We start from the raw sequence: 19,895 nt of genomic DNA on the forward strand, positions 1-19,895 counted from the left end.
TGACAAGGATCGTCTGCACGAGGCGTTGATCAGCGCCTTCGCGAAAAGAAATTCGAGACGGTAACGTCGATGAGTTCGTCGCCTCGCCCGTTCATCACGGCTTTCGCTGCCCACAGGCTCATGCCCATGACCTGAGCAGCCTCGATCTTCGGCGGGATGGATAGCTCTTGCGGGTTTGTGACGACGTCCAAAAGGGCCGGGCCGGGGTGCCGCAGGATGGCTTCGATGCTGCGCTCGAGCTCGATCGGGTCCTCAACGCGGATGCCGTGAATGCCTGCCGCGCGTGCAACCGCAGCAAAATCCGGGTTCTTGAGATCCGTGCCTGTCTCCAGATAACCGGCGGCCTTCATTTCCATCGCGACAAAACCCAGCGATGAATTGTTGAAGACGATCACCTTTATTGGAAGACCCTGTTGCGCCAACGTGAGAAAATCGCCCATCAGCATGGTGAAGCCGCCATCCCCTGACAAGCTGATCACCTGACGCTCCGGGAAAGCGGCCTGCGCGCCGATCGCCTGAGGCAATGCATTGGCCATCGAGCCGTGGACCAGAGAACCGATCATCCGGCGCCTGCCGTTCATCGTCAGATATCGCGCTGCCCATACGGTTGGTGTGCCGACATCGAAGGTGAAAACTGCATCATCGTCCGCCTGCTCGCTCAAGAGACGTGCGACATGCTGGGGATGGATCGGGCCGCCTTCCTTGCCGTGGGCGAGGTCATCGAGACCCTGCCTTGCCTTTTCATAAGCGGCAAGGCAGCGATCAAGGTGCTTGGTTTCAGTCTTGTCTTCGAGATGTCGCAGAACCGCGCGAAGGGTGGATTTCACATCGCCGACGATCGCAAGATCGAGCGGCGTCCTGCGTCCGAGATTTTCGGGTCGAATGTCGATCTGTATGACCTTGGCGTCGGTCGGATAAAATTGCCGATAGGGAAAGTCCGTGCCGAGCATGACCAGCGTATCGCATTCGAGCATCGCCTTGTATCCAGACGAAAAACCGATCAATCCGGTCATTCCGACGTCATAGGGATTGTCCCATTCCACATGCTCCTTGCCACCGAGCGCATGGACAATAGGCGCCTTCAGCCGTCCGGCAAACTCGACAAGCGCGTCATGGGCACCCGCGCAGCCGCGACCGCAAAGAAGTGTGACTTTAGAACTTGTATTCAGAAGCTCGGCAAGTTGGGCGATCTCCTCGTCGGGCGGGACGACGTTTGGTTTGCGCAGGCGAAGTGAGCCGCTCGTGGAGATTTTGGCCGAATAGTGGCTGAGCGCCACGTCGCCCGGAATGACGATGACCGCAACGCCACCTTTGCCGATGGCGGTGCGGATCGCCGCTTCCAACACGCCCGGAAGCTGTTCCGGTTGTGTCACCAGTTCGCAGAAATGGCTGCATTCGCGGAAAAGCTGATCAGGATGCGTTTCCTGAAAATAGCCCCTGCCAATCTCGGACGAGGGTATCTGTGCCGCGATTGCCAGGACCGGCACCCCGGATCGGTGACAATCGAACAGGCCGTTGATGAGGTGGAGATTGCCAGGACCGCAACTGCCGGCACATACGGCAAGTTTTCCGGTGAGATGGGCTTCGGCGCCTGCAGCAAAGGCGGCCGTTTCTTCATGACGCGTATGGACCCATTCGATATCGCCGCGCTTTCGCAAGGACTCCGTCAGACCGTTGAGGCTGTCGCCGACCACGCCGTATATCCGTTCGACGCCTGCGGAATGGAGAACTTCGGTCAGGACATCGGCGACTTTGGACTTCATCGGATCTTCCTTCATCTGCGTCTGTGAGTTCGTATCAGGAGGACTTAGGTGACTGGAGTGCTTTTCCAAGCCGAGGCGGTGCCACTCGTTTCACCAGAGCAGGCGTTCGAACTCGCCAGAGCCGACACAGACGAGGTTCCCGCGACCCTATCAGGACCGCTTGGAAAACCAGTATGCATAGAGCGTACCTTCGTCTGGGTATCATGGCGATCCCTGGCGTGTGTCGGGTTATCGCGGCAGGCTGACTTGCGGCAACAGTAGCGGGGCAGTCACAGGTGCCGCTGCCAGTGGGGCACGGGCGGTCTGATCGACGCGGTGGTTGAGTCAGGGAGGTCGGAAGAGGATGCACAAGTCTGTGCAGAAGGCATCCGCCGGGGTGGTGCCGTCGTTGCTGCAAAGGTCGACAATGACACCCTTACGGGAGCGGAAAGTGTTCTTGCCGGAACCCGTGCTGTCGATTTCACTGAACGTCGCCGCGACGACAACATGGCCGGATGGTCGAGATTCGATGAAGCTGCCGATCGCCACAGGGCTGAACAGACTGACGCCTAACGCGGCCGCTATTGTCCGCATGCACGCGTCTAACATTCATCTTGCAAAGCGCGATGGCCAACCTGGCGTAGGGCGGCCATTTTCATACTTCAGATCAGAAACCTGCAGATCCGGACCGTCACGATGGTTTTGTTGAGTGCGCGTTTTTCGGCGGCGCCAACGTGGTGAGTGTGTTGCACGCACTGATGCGCCTATGCCAGAGGCCGGCGCAGCGCCTCACAAACTTTGCTTACTCACGTGAGTATTTGGCCTTCAATTGAAATCGCCAAGGCTGCCCGCTTGCCAGATGACGACAGGCTCGCCCTCTTCGCCCACGACAGGCTTTGCCTCGCGTTTCCATGCCACCGCGCCGGCATGGCTTTCGGCCAGCCGTCGCGCTTGGGCAATTGCCGTTTCATCGTCTGGAGCCTGTCTCGGCTCGAACGCAGGCACAGCCTGCCCTGTGCGATCGAGATCAAAGGCGACAACGAACAGTGATTTGTAGGCACCAGGCATCGATAACTCCTTACACTCCTGGGACTGAACCTTCATCACGGTCAGGCCCAAATGAAACCTGGCTTTGGCTGCAGATTTGTCTTAGTGCAGATCGCAGGCCTTCCTCGTATGTGGGGTGGTAGAAGGGCTTGTCGAGCAATTGCATGGCCGTCAACCCATCTTCGATGGCCCAGGCGACCAGATGCGCGAGATGCTCGCCTTGCGGTGCTGCCATTGCGGCGCCTGTAAGCTTGCCCGTCTCGTCGGCATAGATCCTGATCATTCCTGCATTCTTCGCCTCCACCTTTGCACGGCCCTGATCAGAAAAATCGGCAACGCCGACTATAGTATCCTCGCTCGCCGGCGCGCCGATGGAAGCACTCGGGGGATCGGTGAACGTGATCGCCAGGGGCGTCGATCGTTTCGACGGGCGGATATCGGGATGGCGGGCCGCGTTGTTGCCGGCGATCGCGCCTTCTGCCGAGGCTTCATGCAGGACCGGTACGTCGGCATCGCAGTCGCCGGCGAGAAAGATCGACGATTGCCCGCATTGCATGGTCCGGCGGTCGAAGGCAGGCGTACCGTGTTCGTCAAGGTCAAGACCGGCACTGGCAAGGTTGAGATCTTGCAGGTTTGGCAGTCTGCCGGCGGCGACAAGAACGTGCGTGAAGCGTTTTTTGCCGTCGGATTCGCCCGACCACGCGAGTTCGATTGTCTGCCCGGTTTGCGAGGCGCGCACCTTCACTCCCAGATGGATGGCGAATTCGCGTTCGAGCAAGCCGCGCAGCGTCCTTGCAATGTCCTCATCCTTCAACGCCGCAACGGCGTCCCCTTCATCGAAAACAATAACCTCGACGCCAAGGCGGGAAAATGCCTGCGCGAGTTCAAGCCCGAGTGGTCCCGCGCCGATCACCGCCAGCGATGATGGGAGATCGTCAAGTTCGAACACCGTTTCGTTGGTCAGGATGTTGTTCATGCCGTCAAAGGTTTCCGGAATACTGGGGCTTGATCCAGTGGCGATGACGACCGATCTGGCGTGAACAATTTTGCCGGCAACCTCCAGACGGTCGCGGTTGATGAACTTCGCCTTGCCCTTCAGTTTTGCACCGTCAGGCAGGTCTTCGATGGATTCGCGGGCCGAAGACACGAATTCGTCACGCAGGGTGCGGACGCGGTTCATGACTGCCTTGCCGTCGATGGTCACCTTGTCCGCATGGATTCCGAACTGTGGCGCACCGTGGATACCATGCGCGACATTTGCCGCGGCGATCAGAAGTTTTGAGGGCATGCAGCCGACCGATGCGCAAGTCGTTCCGGCAAACCGGTCATCGATTAGAAGGGTCCTTGCGCCGGCGCGCCGGGCGCTACGTTCCGCCGCCAGCCCGGCGGTGCCCGCTCCAATCACGGCTACGTCGCATTCGATGTCGATTTTACGGTTTGGGTCTGATGGCATTCCGGCTTGTCCTTGATCACATGCAAGCCTTTGGAACAGTTGCGTCGGCAACTTCGTTCCGTTCATAGATCAACAAAAGCGAGGACCCGATGACCAAATCTGCAAGTAAGCACGCGCCGGTTGAAGAAAGGGATGCCGAGGCTGCCGAAAAGGCGCACGGAGACAAGAGCGCTTGGGAAAAAGTGCCAGCCGGTGAAGAAACCGAAGGCGCAACAAATGCTCTGGAAACGCCCGTCGCCCCGCCCGACATGGCAAAGGATCGCCGAGGGACGAAGGAATAAAACATTCTGCCCGATCGCAGCGCGAACCGGACCATGAACATCTCGAATGCGCAGCGTCAGGCTGGACAGGATTTCAGTCTTGAGGAGACGCCGGAAGAAAGGCTCTTGGATGCGGGGAGGAGGATTGCCGCGGCGAATTCTTTAGGTCGACCGCGGCGGCGTTTGTCACAATGTCGCAAGCGCCCTGTTGTCGATCTTTCCAGCGTAGTTCCTGCGCATCTCGACTTTCTGTACGAGCGCGGTGATGACGTCGACGGAAAGATCCACGCCCTGCAGTTGTGCAATATCCTGCAGTCCGCCCGGACTGAACACGTTGATCTCGAGGATCTTGTCGCCAACGATGTCCAGCCCGACCAGGAACATGCCGTCGCCAATCGGCTTGGGTCCCACCATTTCCGCGACCTCGAGAATTTCCGCAGTAATGTCGGCCGGAGCTGCTGTCCCCGCAACGTGCATGTTTGAACGAGCTTCACCCTTTGCCGGCACACGACGCAGCGCCGCATAGACGCTGTCCCTTTGTAGCGGGCGACCGTTCATCAGAAACAGCCTTATGTCGCCTGCCGTCGCATCGGGATGGTAGCCTCGGCAATCAGATACGCTGGTCATACTCCGCGATCGAGCCCTATCCATCAGGCGTAAGCATATTCGCCGCCTTTGGTGAGCGCCATCCGGTAGGCCGGACGAGAATGGATCCTGTCGAGCCAGGCCATCGTCGCGGGCTTTGATGCGTCAAGTCCGGCGCGACCTTTCGCCACTTCAACCGGAAAGCTCATCATGATGTCGGCGGCCGTGATTACGTCTCCTGCAAACCAGGGTCGATCGCACAGTTCCTGCTCGATGTAATCAAGATGGCGATCGATCATCGGCTGGATGCGTTTGGCGCCCTTTTTTCCCAGTAATGGCACTCGGCTGACGGCGAGTTTTGCAAGCATCATCGGCATAACCGAACCCTCCGCATAATGGAGAAACTGGCGATAGCGAAGTAGTCCAATGGCGTCATTGGGGGGGCCGAGCCGTCCACCGGCCTTTTCCACCAGATATTCGCAAATTGCCCCGGTTTCCACCAAAGTGACGGGCGAGGTTGAATTCCGGTCTTCCAGTATCGGCGCCTTGCCGAGAGGATGGATCGACCGCAACTCTGGTGGAGCGAGCATGGTTTGGGGATCGCGCTTGTAGAAGCGGATCTCATAGGGAAATCCCAATTCCTCCAGCATCCAGATGATACGCTGCGAACGGCTGTTATTGAGATGGTGCAGGATAAACATGGTCACTCCCTACGAGGTACGATACCTCGACACTATTGCGTGCTCTTCCAATGCATGGTGGTCGACCCTGATGTCGAAGGTTATTCAACGATATCGACCATCACACCCGGCTTCACCATGCCTGCCAGTTCCTCCACATCCCAGTTCGTCAGCCGAATACATCCGTGTGATCCAGCCTTGTCGATGAGCGTCGGCTCCGGAGTGCCATGAATTCCGTAAGTGGGCTCGGAAAGATCGATCCAGACGGTCCCGACGGGATTGTTCGGGCCGCTTGGCAGCTTCAGAACCTTCTTGTTGCCGCCCTGCTGAAAATTGATTTTTGGGTTGTAGGTGTAATCCGGCATGCGTGCCACACCTTCCACCTTGTGGGATCCGGAAGGTGTAGGATTATCGTCACTGCCGATGGTTGCCGGATAGATTGTCAGGATTTTTCCGTCCTCGGCGTAAGCGACCACTTGCCCTGTGCGCCGATGTGCCTCGATGCGCGTGACGATGCCTGTTTTTGGCTTGTTGGGTGCTGTGACGACGATTGTTTCACCTGCGACGAACCTGGATGTCGGGTTCAGAGTCTTCAACAATCTGGGATCCATGTGAAAGCGCTCCGATAAACGCTCGGCAACGCTCGTGAAGCCCAGATGCTCCATGGATGCCTGATCCGCATAGTCCTGCGGGATGGCATCCACCAGACCTTGCGTGTCTTCACTCGAGATCTGATAGTTTCCGACAACCGGGCTACCGTCCTCCAGCTGCCCGAAAACGCCATCATCCAACTTGCCATCGATCGGCAGGCCGCTCATGGCTTCGAATGCGGCAATCGCCTTGCTGACATTCGCACCATACTTCCCGTCAATCACGCCAGGGGATGCTCCGGCGCGATCAAGAAGTACCTGCAGGCGGATCATGGCCGGGTCTGGCAGTTCCGGCGGCTGGGCAGGCCTGTCAGCAGGAATTTCGACAATGGGCGTGGCATTGATTGTTTCGATCGACAGCGTCTGTGCGGCGGCAGCGCTGGAAAGAGCAGCAGTTATGGTGAGGGTGAAGATGATCAGATTTTTCATGGAAGCTCAATTCCTTGGCCGCGATGCGGTTCCGCCGGTCAGATTATTTCGCGGATAATCTGCGATGGTTTTGAGGCAAAGGAACCTATGCGAGTGCCTTGGAATTATCGTGTCACATCAAAGGGAGCTGCAATGCCGAGATACTTCTTCAACTATCGGACCAATAGCATTTTGGAAAAGGATCCGGATGGAACGGAACTGCCCTCAGATGAAGCTGCGCTGGACGAGGCACGGCTCGCAGCCCGAGAGCTTTTGGCTTCCAAGGTTCGTCAAGGCGAATGGGTGGATGGGGATGCGTTCGAGGTGACCTTGGCAGACGGTACCGTGGTCCATACTCTGCCATTGCGTTCAGTCCATAAACTCGATCATGACATCGGCCGGGATTCTTGAGCGGAGCGCGTGCCGCTCGGGCACTTCGATGGGGCAGGCGTCAGCTTACACCGCAGCGATGCTCGGAAATGAAGCGATCAAAGGGAAAGACGCTAACGCACCTGCGGAGAATGCGGGCCGCCGGGAAGGACGCGTGCTCAGATCAAGCGCCGCATGACGAAGATGTCGAGCGTTCCCGGATAGCCACTGAACCGTCTGCGAAGGTCGAAGCGGCCTACAGCGCGGCAAACACCTTCTGGAGTTGCTCTAGGGGGACGGGTTTTGTCAGGTGGAAATCAAACCCGGCCTCCGTCGCCAGCTCCTTGTCCCGATCCTGACCCCAGCCGGTCTGTGCGATGATCGGTGTATGTTCGAACTCGGGCTCGCCGCGAAAGGCCTTGCAGACCTCGTAACCATTCATCCCCGGCAGACCGATATCGAGCAGAATGACATCCGGACGGTAGTGCCGCGCGGCGTCCAGAGCCTCACGGCCATCATGGACTGCTTCGAACTCGTGGCCGATGTCTTCCAGCATCATGCCCAGCGTGTCGGCGATAATCGGATTGTCATCGACCACAAGCACTTTAAGCGAACGGAAGGATGCCATTTCCTGGTTCTGCTGTATGGCGACCTCCGGCTGTTCTGGCGCAGCCGCCATAGGAACCCTGATCGTAAACCGGCTCCCCTTGCCGGGTCCGGCGCTGTAGGCGTCAACCGAACCGCCGTGCATTTCGACAAGTTGCCGGACCAGTGCGAGACCGATACCCAATCCGCCCTGCGATCGCTGCAAGTGATCATCGATCTGCGTGAAAAGATGGAAGACCTTTGATTGCATGTCTGACGGAATGCCGACGCCGTTGTCAGTGACCCGAATAGCCACTTGCTGTCCGTCATGGGTCACATGGAGATCGATCAGTCCATCTTCGGGCGTGTATTTGGCCGCATTGTTCAATAGGTTCGAGATCGCTTGCGACAGTCGCACCTGATCACCGTCCACCCACACGACATCGCTTGGCATCGCGATTGTCAGCTTGTGACCGGCACCGTCAATCATGGGTCGGCTGGATTCCACGGCCGTCCTGATGATTTCATCCATGCGCACCGTGTTTTTCCGAAGTTCGATTTTGCCCTGGCTGACACGCGATACATCGAGAAGGTCATCGATAAGTCTGACCAGATGGACTAGCTGCCGATCCATCATGTTGCGGATCTCGGCGGCATTCGCGCCACCGGGATTGCGTTGCAGAATGTCGAGTCCATTCCGCAGCGGCGCCAGCGGGTTGCGCAATTCGTGCGCCAGCGTGGCCAGAAACTCGTCCTTGCGACGATCGGCATCCTTCAGCGCCTCGGCTTGCTGTTGCAACTCGTCACGCTGTGCTGCGATCTGCTGGCGCTGGCGATAAAGTTCGAAGAAAACCTCCGCCTTGCTGCGCAGGACATCCGGCTCGATCGGCTTTTGAATGAAGTCGACGGCGCCCGCCTCGTAGCCCTGAAACCGCCACCGGCTATCGGTCGTATTCCCAGCAGTGACGAAAATGATCGGCACCCGACGCGTGCGTTCATTTCCACGCATCAGTTCGGCCAGTTCGAAGCCATTTAGACCGGGCATCTGAACGTCGATCAGGGCAAGCGCCACGTCATGTTCCAGGAGAAGCTCCAGCGCCTGATCGCCGGAGCGGGCCTTGAGCAAGTTGAGACCGTCACGACGAAGCAGGGCTTCGAGAGAGATCAGGTTCTCCTCGAGATCGTCTACCAAAAGAAACGAAACCTGGCCCATATCAGCCGATCCTCCTCAAATATCCAGATATGCCGTCGAGCGACAGGACTGTCGCGTCGGGGCACGAAGCCAGGCCTGCCTCGGGCATTGCAGCGGCAAATGCAGTCTGTGGATCCTGGATGATGACATGGCCGCCAGCCCTCGAGATGGCAAAAACGCCTCTTGCGCCATCGTGATTTGCGCCCGTCAGAAGCACGGCCACGACCGCAGCTCCGTAGACGTCTGCGGCGCTTTCGAACAGCACATCGATGGAGGGTCTGGAGAACAGGACCGGCTCTTCGTTGGTCAGGCCCAAGGTTCCTTGGTCTTCGACGAGAAGATGGTAATCCGGTGGCGCGAAGTACGCCGTCGCCGGCCGGATCGGCTCCTTGTCCTCAACCTCTATGACCTCGATGCTGGATTTGGCGCGAAACAGCTCCGCCAGCACACTGCGCTTGTCGGGCGGGATATGCACGACGACCATGATGGGGAGGCGAAAATCCCCCGACAGCGTCGGCAGGATGCTTGTCAGAGCTTCCAGCGCGCCGGCAGACGCTCCAATCACGACCGCTTTTGGATCGGTGCGTATCATTTTCCGATCCTCTGATATATTTTTTCCTGGCGAACAAATTCGCTGAAGTCGTCTGCATGTGCCGAAAAACGAAGGCTTTCCTTGGCGCCGATGCCCAGAAAGCCCTTACGCGCAAGTGAATCGCGAAACAGACCGACCGCGCGATCCTGCAGCGCCTTGTCGAAATAGATCATGACGTTGCGGCACGAGATCAGGTTCATTTCACCAAAGACCGCGTCTGTCACAAGACTATGATCGGAAAACACCACGCGGTCGCGCAATGTCCGATCAAACGACACCCGCCCATAACCGGCGCTGTAATAGTCGGACAGGGAAGACCTGCCTCCGGATTTGCGGTGGTTTTCGGTAAACAGCTGTATGCGATCGACATCGTAGACGCCGGCTCCGGCGATCTGCAATGCATCCTGATTGATATCGGTGGCGTAAAAGATCGTCCGATCTTCCAGTCCTTCCTCCCGAAACAGGATGACCAGTGAATAGAGTTCCTCGCCGCCGCTGCAGCCGGCAATCCAGATCTTGAGCGAGGGATAGGTCCTCAGATGCGGCACGACGATCTCGCGGATAGCCCGGAAATAGCCCGGATCCCGGAACATTTCGCTGACCTGGACGGTCAGATAGCCGAGCAGCCGCGGCAACATGGTTTCGTCATGCAGGGCGCGTTCCTGCATCGCCGAGATCGTTGCAAAGCCCAGTTGTTCCCGCGCCTGACGCAAACGGCGTTTGATCGATCCCGTGGCGTAATTCCGGAAGTCGTAATGATAGCGCAAGTAAAGCGCTTCAAGCAGCAGCCGGATTTCGATATCTTCGACCTTGTCAAATGTCTCGATCATCGGGGCATCCACACGCGTACCAGGGAGAGCAGTTTTTCCACGTCGAGCGGCTTTGCCATATAATCGTTGGCGCCGGCCTCAATGCAGCGTTGCTGATCATCCGGCATGGCCTTGGCGGTCAGGGTGATGATCGGAAGTTTTTTCCATTCAGCATTCCTGCGGATGGCGCGGGTTGCCGTCAGGCCATCCATGACCGGCATCATCACATCCATCAGCACAAGGTCGACAGCCTTTTCCGGATCACCCTGGGCCTGCTCAAGCTTGCCGAGGGCCTCCTGACCGTTACGGGCGATTTCGATGATAGCGCCCCGTGGTTCAAGGATGTTGGTCAGTGCGTAGACATTGCGGACGTCATCCTCGACGATGAGGATTCGTCTACCTTCCATGAGCGCATCGCGGTTACGCGCCTTGCGGATCATTTTCTGCTGTTCGTCGGGCAATTCGGACACGACCTGATGCAGGAACAGGGACACTTCGTCGAGAAGGCGTTCCGGCGACTTGGCGCCCTTGATGATGATGGACTTGGAATAACGGCGCAGCCGCTGCTCCTCGTCCGCGGAGAGAACGCGCCCCGTATAGACGATGACCGGCGGAAAGGAATGGCTGCTGTCACCGCTGATCGTTTCCAGAAGGGAATAACCGGATGCGTCGGGCAGGGACAGGTCGAGCACCATACAGTCGAATGTCTGCTCCTTGAGAAGCGTCAGGCATTCGGCTGCAGTTCCGGCGCTTACCGTCTCCACCTCATGGGATGTCAGGAGCTTGGCCACGGCCTCGCGCTGGACTTCGTTGTCTTCGACGATCAGGACGCGATGAACGCCCTGCGACAGTTTTGCGTCGAGCTTATGCAGGACCTCGACCAGTTGCTCGCGCTGAACCGGCTTCATGATGTAGCCGACAGCACCGAGCGAAAGCGCGGTCTCCGTATAGTCGTCTGCCGAAACGATGTGGATGGGAATATGCCGGGTGCGGACATCGCGCTTCAGGCGGTCGAGGACCGACAGGCCGGATTGGTCCGGCAACCCGACATCAAGCACGATCGCGTGCGGCATATGCTGTTTGGCAAGCTCGAGCGCCTCTTGCGCCGTTCCCGCGACAAGAGCCCGGAACCCCATTTCGCGGGCGAGATCACGCAGGATCGATGAAAACGTGTCGTCGTCTTCGATGACAAGCAGCGTGCGCCGACCCTCGCTTGCGACCGCCCTGTCGTCTTCTACAATCTGATGGCTGTGTGCGTATGGAGCCGGCTTTTCTTCCGTAACTTCCCGCTGATGCGTGGCGACCGGATCGGCGGTGCGGATATCGCGCGACACGACATGCGATGGGTCATAAGAGACCGGAATGACCACCGTGAAGGTGCTGCCTTGATTGTGCCGACTTGTCAGATGGATGGCGCCGCCCAGCAACCGGACCAATTCCCTGGAGATCGACAGGCCGAGCCCGGTCCCACCAAACCTGCGACTGATTGTGCCATCGGCCTGGTGGAAGGCTTCGAAGATATTGCGTTGCTGATCCTCGGCGATGCCGATGCCGGTATCCGTGACCGCCAGTGCCAGTTGATCGTTGGCGGCAATGCGGAGCGACAGGACGACCTTGCCTTTTTCTGTGAATTTGAATGCGTTCGACAACAGGTTTTTTATGACCTGCTCAAGACGTTGTGGATCGGTCTCGATCACCGCCGGTGCTTCGGGAGCGATCTCGATTTCGAACCCAAGCCCCTTCGATTTCGCAACCGGGTCGAACAGCTGTCTCAAACTTCCGACCAGCCTTTCGAGCGACACCGGTTCCGGTCTGATATCGACATGGCCTGCCTCGATCTTGGAGAGATCGAGAATGTCGTTGATCAGGTTGAGGAGATCGTTGCCCGACGACTGGATGGTCTGGGCGTATTTGACCTGCTCGCCTGTTAGATTTTCGTCCGGGTTGTCGGCCAGCAGTTTCGCCAAAATGAGTGACGAGTTGAGCGGTGTGCGCAGCTCATGCGACATGTTAGCGAGAAAATCGGATTTGTACCGGCTTGCCTGTTCAAGCTCGCGCGCCTTGAGCTGGACGGAGGCGTTGACCCGCTCGAGGTCATCACGCTGGCCTTCGAGCTGCTGGGCCTGTTCTTCAAGCTGCGAGTTCGTCTGTTCGAGTTCGACCTGCTGCTGCTCCAGTCGAGCCTGTGATTCCTTCAGTGCCCGGCCTTGTTCCTCAAGCTCCTCATTGGAGACCCGCAACTCTTCGCCTTGCACCTGCAACTGCTCGGCCTGCCGCTGCGTCTCGCGCAGGAGGTTCTGAAGATCGCTGCGGTATTTCGCCGATCGTACGGCCGTGGCAATGGAGGCGGATGCCTGGTCAAGCAGGCTAAGGATGGTGTCGTCGACCGGACGAAGGAAGCCAAGCTCGATGACCGAGTTCACCGCGCCATCAATGCTGCCGGGTGATATCATCAGATGACGGGGCTTGTCGGCGCCGAGAGCCGATCCGAATGCAAGGTATCCATCCGGCAGGTGTTCGATGATGATCGGCTTGCCTGCTGTGACCGCCTCGCCGAGCAAGCCCTCTTTCGCCCTGAATTGGTCTGGTATGCTTGCACTATTGGGAACGCCCCAGGTCGAGACGCGCTGGAATTGATCATCGTCCTTGACAAAGATGGCGCCGGCAACAGCACCGGTGTAGCGGGTGAGGAAATCGAGAATGCTGTCGCCGAGGTCTTCGGTTCGCCGATCGCCCGTCACGGCCGTGTTCAATGCGACTTCACCTGACTGCAGCCAGTTCTGCCGTCGCCTCGACAGTGTCGCCTGACGCACCAGAACTGCGATTGCGATCGTCAGCAGGACGCCGAGCAGACCAGCGAGAACGCTGCTGGCGAAAGCTGTCGTGTATGCGCTTTCCATCTCAGTGAGCCGGATTCCTCGGAGGCGAGCCTCTTCCTGCCGCATCGCGGTCAGTTGCGCGCGCACGGCATCCATCTCGACCTTGCCGCGGTCTGAATTGACGACCGCAAGCGCCGCCTCGGCGCCTTGCGTGCGCCGAAGCTCAATGGTCTCACGCAACTCGGACAGTTTGCCATCGACATGCTCTTTGAGCGTCGCGAGCCTCTGCTGTTGTGAAGCATTGTCACTGATCAAGCCCGCAAGCGCCTCCAGGCGCCTTGGAATGGCATTGATCGCCGTGTTGTAGGGCTCGAGATATCGGTCGCTGTTCGTGAGCAGGAAGCCTCGTTGGCCCGTTTCGGCGTCCTGGATGTAGGAAAGAAGGTCCGATAGCCCGACGATGACCTCATGCGAGTGGACGACACGCTGATTGTTCGCGCGCAAGGTTTGCACATTGTACCAGGAAACCCCGGCGCTGATGACGAAAAACGCCAGCGCGGTCAGTAGGCTTACGGACACCGATGGGTCGAGTCCGAGGGTCCGCCTTGAAGGCGCCGCAGCATTGGACGTTTTCATGAAAATCTCGAAATGAGGAGGGGAGGTTGAGATGGCGCTATCGTTAGCGGGAATGTGATGTGGTCGCAACGATGGGGTTCATAGGCGGCTTCGCAACCAGGTTTCTGGAAAGTCACTCTTGGCAATTTTCGCCGGATAGCATCCGGTTTTGAAAATAGCGGCGCCCGGGGAGAACGCCGAAATTGCTTCACGGCAAAATATCCCGCAGACCGGAGCTATCTGTAACATTCCAAAGTTGTTCATTTTTTTGATAATGCCTCACATCCAGCCGCTAAACGCATAGCCACGAAGAATGTTCCGCGCACGATATCTTTTTTCTCGGGAGGCTGCGCGATAGGAGATGGAAAGCTGTCAGGTTCGTGTTTTTCCAAACTTCTGACGCCAACCTGACGCTTTTCTTACGGCTGTAGTTGTCCCGGCGTGCTGGCTCGGACGTGACGGTTGCGTTGGAAGCGCGTGGGGCGGCGTATTATTGGGGCCGAGAGTTTGCGAGCATGGGTCATAACATTCGGCTACCCCCCTCCAAACCTCGCGCGAACGTGGCGACGTAGGTCAATGATCGGAAACAGCATGGCGTCGATGCGCGCCAGCGGCGACGGCCGAAAAGTCGATGCTGTTTACCACTTCAGCTTCATCGTCGTTTGCCGGTTTGTCAAAGATTGGTGTTTTCGCCAGCTCTCTGAGGGCAGCGGCAAGTGCCGCAAGTTGCTGTGCGATCTCAGTGATCGACAGCGACGCCAAATCGTCCTGGTTCATAAAGCCTCCGTATTAGCGGCGGGAACGCAGAACAACTATCGCCTGTCGCTAAATTAGCGGCATGCCCATAAAATGATAGGGGGAATTCGGGACAATTTCTCGGTGGCTTAGGAACCTAAACCAGACTTGAATGTTTTATTCATCTGAGGTTCATGTTTCAGCGGAGTTTCCAATGTTTCTCAATACATTCAATGCCGGTGCTGCGTTTGGTTTTTCCCGCGAGACCGGAACGTCTTGCGGTAAGCCGGCGATCGAAGCTGAGATGCGATACCTGGAAGACGTCGATTGCAGCGACGTTCTCGTCGAGGAGAGCGGTCAACACATTATTCTTGATGGTACGGTCCCATCGGGTCGAGAGCTTTCAAAAATCGTTCGTCTCGCTTCTGAGATTGCCGGGAGGGACAATATCATCTGCCAGCTGATCGTTGTGCCCAAGCACAAAAGCGACGTGTCTTTCATGTTAGGCTGAAACAGCCATGAGAGACCGCTGAGAGGCCCATTTGGAGCGGGCTTTTCAGCTGTGCAGTTCCCGCTCCTTTAGTCCGCAATGCTATCGTGGGACAGTGAGAGTGCCAAAGACCAGCACTGTCTAATACCGTACAAACCCCGTTTTGCTGATGCAGCATCTGAAAATGCCTCTATGCTTCTTGTTGAATAGGCAATTACAGGAAAACTTTGTCTCATAATTCGTTTAGATGGTTGCAGCCGCCGGGCTCGGATCGCTGGTTAGGTTTTTACCAGGGCGACAAGCGCGCCGAAGTCTGGGCCGATGGCCTTAAAGGAAACCGGGTTGCTCGATGGTGCTGGGAGGTGTCCGATTTCAGGTTGACCGGCAACATTGGAGGCACGGGCGACGATGACATGATCGTTACTCAGCCCAAGTCATAGCAGCCAATGCGTATCTGGATCGGTGCCCGAAATCCCGATAGTCGCCCGGACGGCACTCACAGATGCGATAGGGTGACTGTCATCGGAGAGCACGCGGTCGCTGGGTGTCTAAGCAACTGCGGCTTCACGAGATCTCCATTCGATCGTGACTAAGATGGTTAGGCCAAATCGCTCAGATCGGTAAGGTCCCGGTGCCTGGACATCGCGGACTCCAGTGTCGCGCGCATGTGGTGTCCCTCGCGGTAGAGATTCAAGATGATCACGCCAGCGGGGTTCAGCTTCCGGTGTGCATTGTGAAATTTTGTTGCTCGACAAGCCAACTCTCGAACCTTGCTCCTCTTCGAAATCATTGATCGGTGGGTCGAACGCTTGCAAGAACAAATCACCGCGGGTCTCTGTTCGTCATGCGGGTGTCGTCAATGCGCTTCGTGAAACCGAAGCCCCGACACGGACCCGAGCAGGTTCTTTGACCTCGCAATACACACCCAAAGATCTGCTGGCATGCCTAACGATTGACCTGAGAATCTCAGCCTGTTCGTCCAAACCTGGCTGGGCAACCAGCGTCATGCCGCAGCGCTTTGCCGGCTCCGTTATTTTGGTCATCAAGCCATCAAGATGGACCGTTTTACCGATCCACCGCATCTCCACAAAACCTGTCTCGGATTGCACTTCAACGAGGATGTTCGGGCGAAATCGACGTCGATCGATTTGAGATGTCGGCACGATCGTTTCCAGTTCTTGCAATGAGGCGGTTGTTACGAGGTGGATAGGAGCGAGACTGTAGCGGTTGCTCACCTGCGGGAGCGATGCGGTTCGCGCGTCGGTTCCTCCATAACGGCCGACCGCAACGTCAAACCCGAAATGTCCACCCAGCATCTTCCGCAGGCCCGGATCTGTCAGATTGAGCCAGGACCCGTCCGGGAAACCAATCTTGGGCCCATCCGCATCGATGGCGCTGCTCAGGAAGAGTGCCGGGCGCCATCTCGGCTCTTTTTCTGGCGCTGCCACGGCCCCAGAAACCGGGTCGAATAGAGCGTATTGACGATCGCCATGAACGCCACTTGAGCCGACTATCGCTTCGCGGCATAACTCGCCACCCAGCGAGCTGACCGGGTAGCGCCATATTTCCTTGATGGTACCGATTGTTTCCATAATTCGCCAATGCGAGGACATCGGCTTTGTTCCCTCTGCCGTTCAGGCTGACAGCAGCACAGGCGCTTGCGCACTCAAGAGATCCTCCAGGACGGCGTGTGCTGCGGTTTCGCCAAGCTCGGCGGCGCTGGTTATACCCTGGACGAATGGGTGCTTGTGCAAGAGGAAAGGAATGGCAACACAATATAGCCGGTTGGTTAAGGGCGCGGTTTTAAGAGGTCTATAACAGTCATCGACGTCGATCCCGCCAGTTCGCTTGAATGTCGCACATTCGTCGTCACCAATAAGGTTCGCGGGCTCGGGCGTAGCAGCCGCCCTGACGCCGCTTTGTTTCAGCAATGTCGGGAAGGGAAGGTCCTGCGCCGAAAGTGAGCTTTGACCGGTCGCGTCGATGAATGTGTCGAACACTTCCTTTCTGCTTCCGATGTTGATCTGTGCGCCGCGCGCCAAGTCGCCCGTTTCGATCTCATAGCTTTCTTCCAGCCGGATAATCTCGAGCCGGCCGGAATTTCGGAGCGCCAGTAGCCGTTTGATCGATAGATGCGGTACGGTCGCATATTCATCGACAAAGATGCTCTTGAATGAGCGATTGAAGCGCCGCAGGTCATCGGTGTTGAGATGCGGGATAGCCCGCGCAATGATCTCATGTGTGATAAGGATCGCGTAGCGCCACGGAACGGTGAACTGCCGTTCGATATTGCGCTCGGCCTCCGCCAGGTTGGATGCGGCCCAGACAAAGGGATCGACCTTCGAACGTCGACCGTAATAGGCGTCCGCAAAGGTATCGACTGTCACGAGGCTCAAACCAATCTCGGCAGCATAGTTCGGATCTGCTGTTGTGATTTCCTTGCGGAAAAGATCGAAGATCCTGTCAAGCAATCCGGATGGGCCAGATGCTATTTCTTTGTCGACTGCCTGCTGCGTGCAGAAGGCAGGGTTCAAATACGGAAGGGGACAGTAGAAATCCGCCTCCGGCAGCAGTCCCTTGCGCGACATCATCGCAGCCGAAAAATCTTTGTAGGCAGCCGCTGGCTGGAATTGCAGATCGCCAGCCCCATCAAGGACAAACGATCCACGCGACGATGCAACCGTCAACAGCGCATCGATCCCGCTCAATGACGTGCCCAGTACCCCAAGCCGGCCATGGCCTGCCGATTTAAGCGCCGCTGCCGGCCACGGGGAGGAAAAGTAGCCGGGCCGGATTTCGGTATGCGCTGGCCAGCTATGTCCAGTTGCCATCACGACGTGGTCGAACACCGCGTCGAATTCTTCGTCAGGTGAACCGACCCTGATACGGATATCGTCTGTGTCGAGCGCAATGTCGTTCACCCGGTGGCCGCTGTGCACTTCGATAACGTGGCCATGGTTGCGACCGTCCGCTAGGATCGTCGCAAATTGATCCTGGAAATAGTCACCAAGGACCAGCCGAGGATAGAATTCTCGCCCGTTGATGTTTGATCGCACGATTGAGAACATGGCGAGATAGTTGTCGCTTCGACGGCTCAGCCAATCAACGAGCGTTTCAGGAAGCATCGGGATCTCGATGCTTGGAATGTTGGAAAGCATGACCGGATCATTGGCGTCGGGAAGATAAGGCGTGCCTTTTCCCGCATTCTGCTCGGCCTCATATATGCTGATGGTGAGCGGAATGGTGGATTTGATAAGGTTCTTTAGCGTGAAGATGCCGGTGGGACCTGAACCGATTATGCAAATTCTGCTGCGCATACGCCATTACTCCAGCGCCGCCCATCGCGGCACCCTCATCTAACGGCGACCGTCGCATGCTGTTCCGGCGGGGAGGGAATTCGTACGTTTCCAGACTGACCGCGGGACAAATATGCGGTGGAACCGGATGAAGATGGATCTGTTGTCCTTGGCCTGGAAACAGCACAATCCAATTTGCAGGGGAAACAATGGCTCGGCTTGTATGCGCGATTTTCATAGACGGCGAGAAGGCCCTGCTCGTGAAGCGCGCCCATCACCGAAAATGGTCGCCAGACAAATGGGATATAGTCGGTGGCCATGCGGAAAAAGGCGAGGGCCTCGATATCGCCCTTGTTCGTGAATGCCTGGAGGAAGTCGGATTGACACCCCTCGCATTCAATCAGATCGCCATCCTGTATGAAGATGAGGATGAGAAGCAGAAGTCACCGTTTCACATCTACGTCGTCAGGCAATGGACCGGCGGTTCCGCTGAATTGCTTGGCCATGAACATTCGGAACTTGGCTGGTTTTCTGTCGACGAAATCGACGCGCTTGAACTGGCAATGCCGGACTATAGAAAAGTGCTGATCGACAGTCTGCGTCAGGTTCAGCCACTCCGGCAATGACGACCGCATGAGCATACAGTCCTGTCGTCGGATTTTCTACGGGAACGTCGCTGCATCTGTCTCGTTTGTCCTTCGCAACGAAGGAGATTTTTATGACTGAAGCGAGTGACGATACTGCAAGGGTTTGGGAACTGATCGACAAGATCGGCTTCTGCATGCTGACGACGCAAGGTGGCGGTGTCCTGCGTGCCCGTCCAATGTCCGCCTACGCAGATCGCAGCCAGAACGCCGTCTATTTTCTGACGGACGTAGCCAGTCACAAGGATGAGGAGATCGCTCGTTCTCCAAACGTCTGCCTGGCATTCGCAGACTCCAAGGGCCAAAAATATGTTTCCATTTCCGGCACGGCCGAAATCCAGAACGATCGCGAGAAAATCCGCGACCTTTGGGCGACGCCGGCCAAAGCTTGGTGGGATAGTGCCGAGGATCCAACGATCCGAATTCTCAAAGTGATTCCGTCCTCGGCTGAATATTGGGATAGTCCGGGCACTGTCATCAGCTACATCAAGATGGCAGCAGCTGCGGTCAGCAGTGCTCGCCCTGATCTTGGCGACAACGCAAAAGTGACGATGTAAGCCGCAGGTTAAACAGAAACCGAACGGCTCGCGAAGAGCCGTTCGGCATCGCTGTTTATAGGAATTAGCGAACCATTCCGTAGACGAAGCCGGCCAGGGCCGCGATGCCTATTGCCTGAAGCGGTTGCTCGCTCACCTGCACTCGCTCAAGGTATCGCGCGTTGGAGATCTTCACCAACTACAATCAAAGTTGCTGACTAAAATCTAACACAAACGCTTTCGAGGCCCCCTGTCAGGATTGTTCTTAGATGGGAGGAGAATTCGACGGGTTCCTATCTAATACGATCACAAGTATAATCAAAACGCTTAAATGATTGAAAGCGCGAGCATTAATATGTGTCTCACTAATGCCGCCGGTTCGATCTCG

18 protein-coding genes and 1 pseudogene are annotated in these 19,895 nt (G+C 57.2%); 5 read left to right on the forward strand and 14 right to left on the reverse strand.

Features of this window, described 5'->3' with window-relative positions; genetic code table 11:
- Window positions 1-29 precede the first annotated feature (29 nt).
- The 4 genes from poxB to AAIH70_RS21015 form a co-directional block, all read right to left on the reverse strand.
- Window positions 30-1,763 (reverse strand): ubiquinone-dependent pyruvate dehydrogenase, encoded by a 1,734-nt coding sequence (poxB, locus tag AAIH70_RS21000; RefSeq protein WP_430035371.1) that lies wholly within the window; start codon window positions 1,761-1,763, stop codon window positions 30-32.
- A gap of 324 nt (window positions 1,764-2,087) precedes the next feature.
- The gene (locus AAIH70_RS21005) at window positions 2,088-2,336 is read right to left on the reverse strand and encodes a hypothetical protein (protein WP_430035373.1); all 249 of its coding nucleotides are present in this window, start codon (window positions 2,334-2,336) and stop codon (window positions 2,088-2,090) included.
- Window positions 2,337-2,567: 231 nt separating this feature from the next.
- Entirely contained in the window at window positions 2,568-2,810 is a 243-nt protein-coding gene (locus tag AAIH70_RS21010) for a hypothetical protein (RefSeq protein WP_430035374.1), read from the reverse strand.
- Between the two features lie 10 nt (window positions 2,811-2,820).
- Complete coding sequence (locus AAIH70_RS21015; protein WP_430035376.1) at window positions 2,821-4,242, reverse strand: dihydrolipoyl dehydrogenase; 1,422 nt, start codon at window positions 4,240-4,242, stop codon at window positions 2,821-2,823.
- 89 nt (window positions 4,243-4,331) lie between these two features.
- On the opposite strand from AAIH70_RS21015, the gene AAIH70_RS21020 reads away from it, so the two are divergent.
- A complete protein-coding gene (locus tag AAIH70_RS21020) occupies window positions 4,332-4,523 on the forward strand; it encodes a hypothetical protein (RefSeq protein ID WP_430035378.1) in 192 nt (63 codons plus the stop codon).
- Between the two features lie 165 nt (window positions 4,524-4,688).
- Here AAIH70_RS21020 and AAIH70_RS21025 read toward each other — a convergent pair.
- The 3 genes and pseudogenes from AAIH70_RS21025 to AAIH70_RS21035 all read right to left on the reverse strand — a co-directional run.
- Window positions 4,689-5,108 (reverse strand): annotated as a pseudogene (locus AAIH70_RS21025) (glutathione synthase); the annotation flags it as partial.
- A gap of 44 nt (window positions 5,109-5,152) precedes the next feature.
- Window positions 5,153-5,788 (reverse strand): glutathione S-transferase family protein, encoded by a 636-nt coding sequence (locus tag AAIH70_RS21030; RefSeq protein ID WP_430035380.1) that lies wholly within the window; start codon window positions 5,786-5,788, stop codon window positions 5,153-5,155.
- Between the two features lie 80 nt (window positions 5,789-5,868).
- The gene (locus AAIH70_RS21035) at window positions 5,869-6,846 is read right to left on the reverse strand and encodes a L,D-transpeptidase family protein (RefSeq protein ID WP_430035382.1); all 978 of its coding nucleotides are present in this window, start codon (window positions 6,844-6,846) and stop codon (window positions 5,869-5,871) included.
- Between the two features lie 132 nt (window positions 6,847-6,978).
- Between AAIH70_RS21035 and AAIH70_RS21040 the strand changes: the two genes are divergently transcribed.
- The gene (locus AAIH70_RS21040; RefSeq protein WP_430035384.1) at window positions 6,979-7,236 is read left to right on the forward strand and encodes a DUF6894 family protein; all 258 of its coding nucleotides are present in this window, start codon (window positions 6,979-6,981) and stop codon (window positions 7,234-7,236) included.
- Window positions 7,237-7,450: 214 nt separating this feature from the next.
- Here the strand turns inward: AAIH70_RS21040 and AAIH70_RS21045 are convergent, their stop codons facing one another.
- The 5 genes from AAIH70_RS21045 to AAIH70_RS21065 form a co-directional block, all read right to left on the reverse strand.
- Window positions 7,451-8,992 (reverse strand): response regulator, encoded by a 1,542-nt coding sequence (locus AAIH70_RS21045; protein ID WP_430035386.1) that lies wholly within the window; start codon window positions 8,990-8,992, stop codon window positions 7,451-7,453.
- A 1-nt stretch (window position 8,993) separates the two neighbouring features.
- A complete protein-coding gene (locus tag AAIH70_RS21050; RefSeq protein WP_430035388.1) occupies window positions 8,994-9,563 on the reverse strand; it encodes a chemotaxis protein CheB in 570 nt (189 codons plus the stop codon).
- Window positions 9,560-10,393 carry a CheR family methyltransferase gene (locus AAIH70_RS21055; protein WP_430035390.1) on the reverse strand — a complete coding sequence of 278 codons (834 nt, stop codon included), beginning with the start codon at window positions 10,391-10,393 and terminating at the stop codon, window positions 9,560-9,562. Before AAIH70_RS21055 ends, AAIH70_RS21050 begins: the two co-directional genes overlap by 4 nt.
- Window positions 10,390-13,770 (reverse strand): response regulator, encoded by a 3,381-nt coding sequence (locus tag AAIH70_RS21060; RefSeq protein WP_430035392.1) that lies wholly within the window; start codon window positions 13,768-13,770, stop codon window positions 10,390-10,392. The genes AAIH70_RS21055 and AAIH70_RS21060 overlap by 4 nt, the downstream gene beginning before the upstream one ends.
- Before the next feature lie 609 nt (window positions 13,771-14,379).
- Window positions 14,380-14,583 carry a hypothetical protein gene (locus AAIH70_RS21065; protein ID WP_430035394.1) on the reverse strand — a complete coding sequence of 68 codons (204 nt, stop codon included), beginning with the start codon at window positions 14,581-14,583 and terminating at the stop codon, window positions 14,380-14,382.
- 172 nt (window positions 14,584-14,755) lie between these two features.
- On the opposite strand from AAIH70_RS21065, the gene AAIH70_RS21070 reads away from it, so the two are divergent.
- On the forward strand, window positions 14,756-15,052 hold the full coding sequence (locus AAIH70_RS21070) for a BON domain-containing protein (RefSeq protein WP_132277684.1): 297 nt from the start codon (window positions 14,756-14,758) through the stop codon (window positions 15,050-15,052).
- Between the two features lie 821 nt (window positions 15,053-15,873).
- On the opposite strand, the gene AAIH70_RS21075 is transcribed toward AAIH70_RS21070, so the two are convergent.
- Together AAIH70_RS21075 and AAIH70_RS21080 are read right to left on the reverse strand one after the other, a co-directional pair.
- Window positions 15,874-16,644 carry an MOSC domain-containing protein gene (locus AAIH70_RS21075; RefSeq protein ID WP_430035396.1) on the reverse strand — a complete coding sequence of 257 codons (771 nt, stop codon included), beginning with the start codon at window positions 16,642-16,644 and terminating at the stop codon, window positions 15,874-15,876.
- Window positions 16,645-16,665: 21 nt separating this feature from the next.
- Window positions 16,666-18,348, reverse strand: a complete 1,683-nt coding sequence (locus AAIH70_RS21080) for an FAD/NAD(P)-binding protein (protein WP_430035397.1) — start codon at window positions 18,346-18,348, stop codon at window positions 16,666-16,668.
- A 188-nt stretch (window positions 18,349-18,536) separates the two neighbouring features.
- On the opposite strand from AAIH70_RS21080, the gene AAIH70_RS21085 reads away from it, so the two are divergent.
- Both AAIH70_RS21085 and AAIH70_RS21090 read left to right on the forward strand, forming a co-directional pair.
- Entirely contained in the window at window positions 18,537-18,953 is a 417-nt protein-coding gene (locus AAIH70_RS21085; RefSeq protein ID WP_430035399.1) for an NUDIX hydrolase, read from the forward strand.
- Between the two features lie 92 nt (window positions 18,954-19,045).
- Entirely contained in the window at window positions 19,046-19,528 is a 483-nt protein-coding gene (locus AAIH70_RS21090) for a pyridoxamine 5'-phosphate oxidase family protein (protein WP_430035689.1), read from the forward strand.
- Window positions 19,529-19,895 lie beyond the last annotated feature (367 nt).

The sequence above is a fragment of the Neorhizobium sp. BT27B genome (assembly GCF_050455485.1).
In the GTDB taxonomy this organism is placed as follows: Bacteria; Pseudomonadota; Alphaproteobacteria; order Rhizobiales; family Rhizobiaceae; genus Neorhizobium.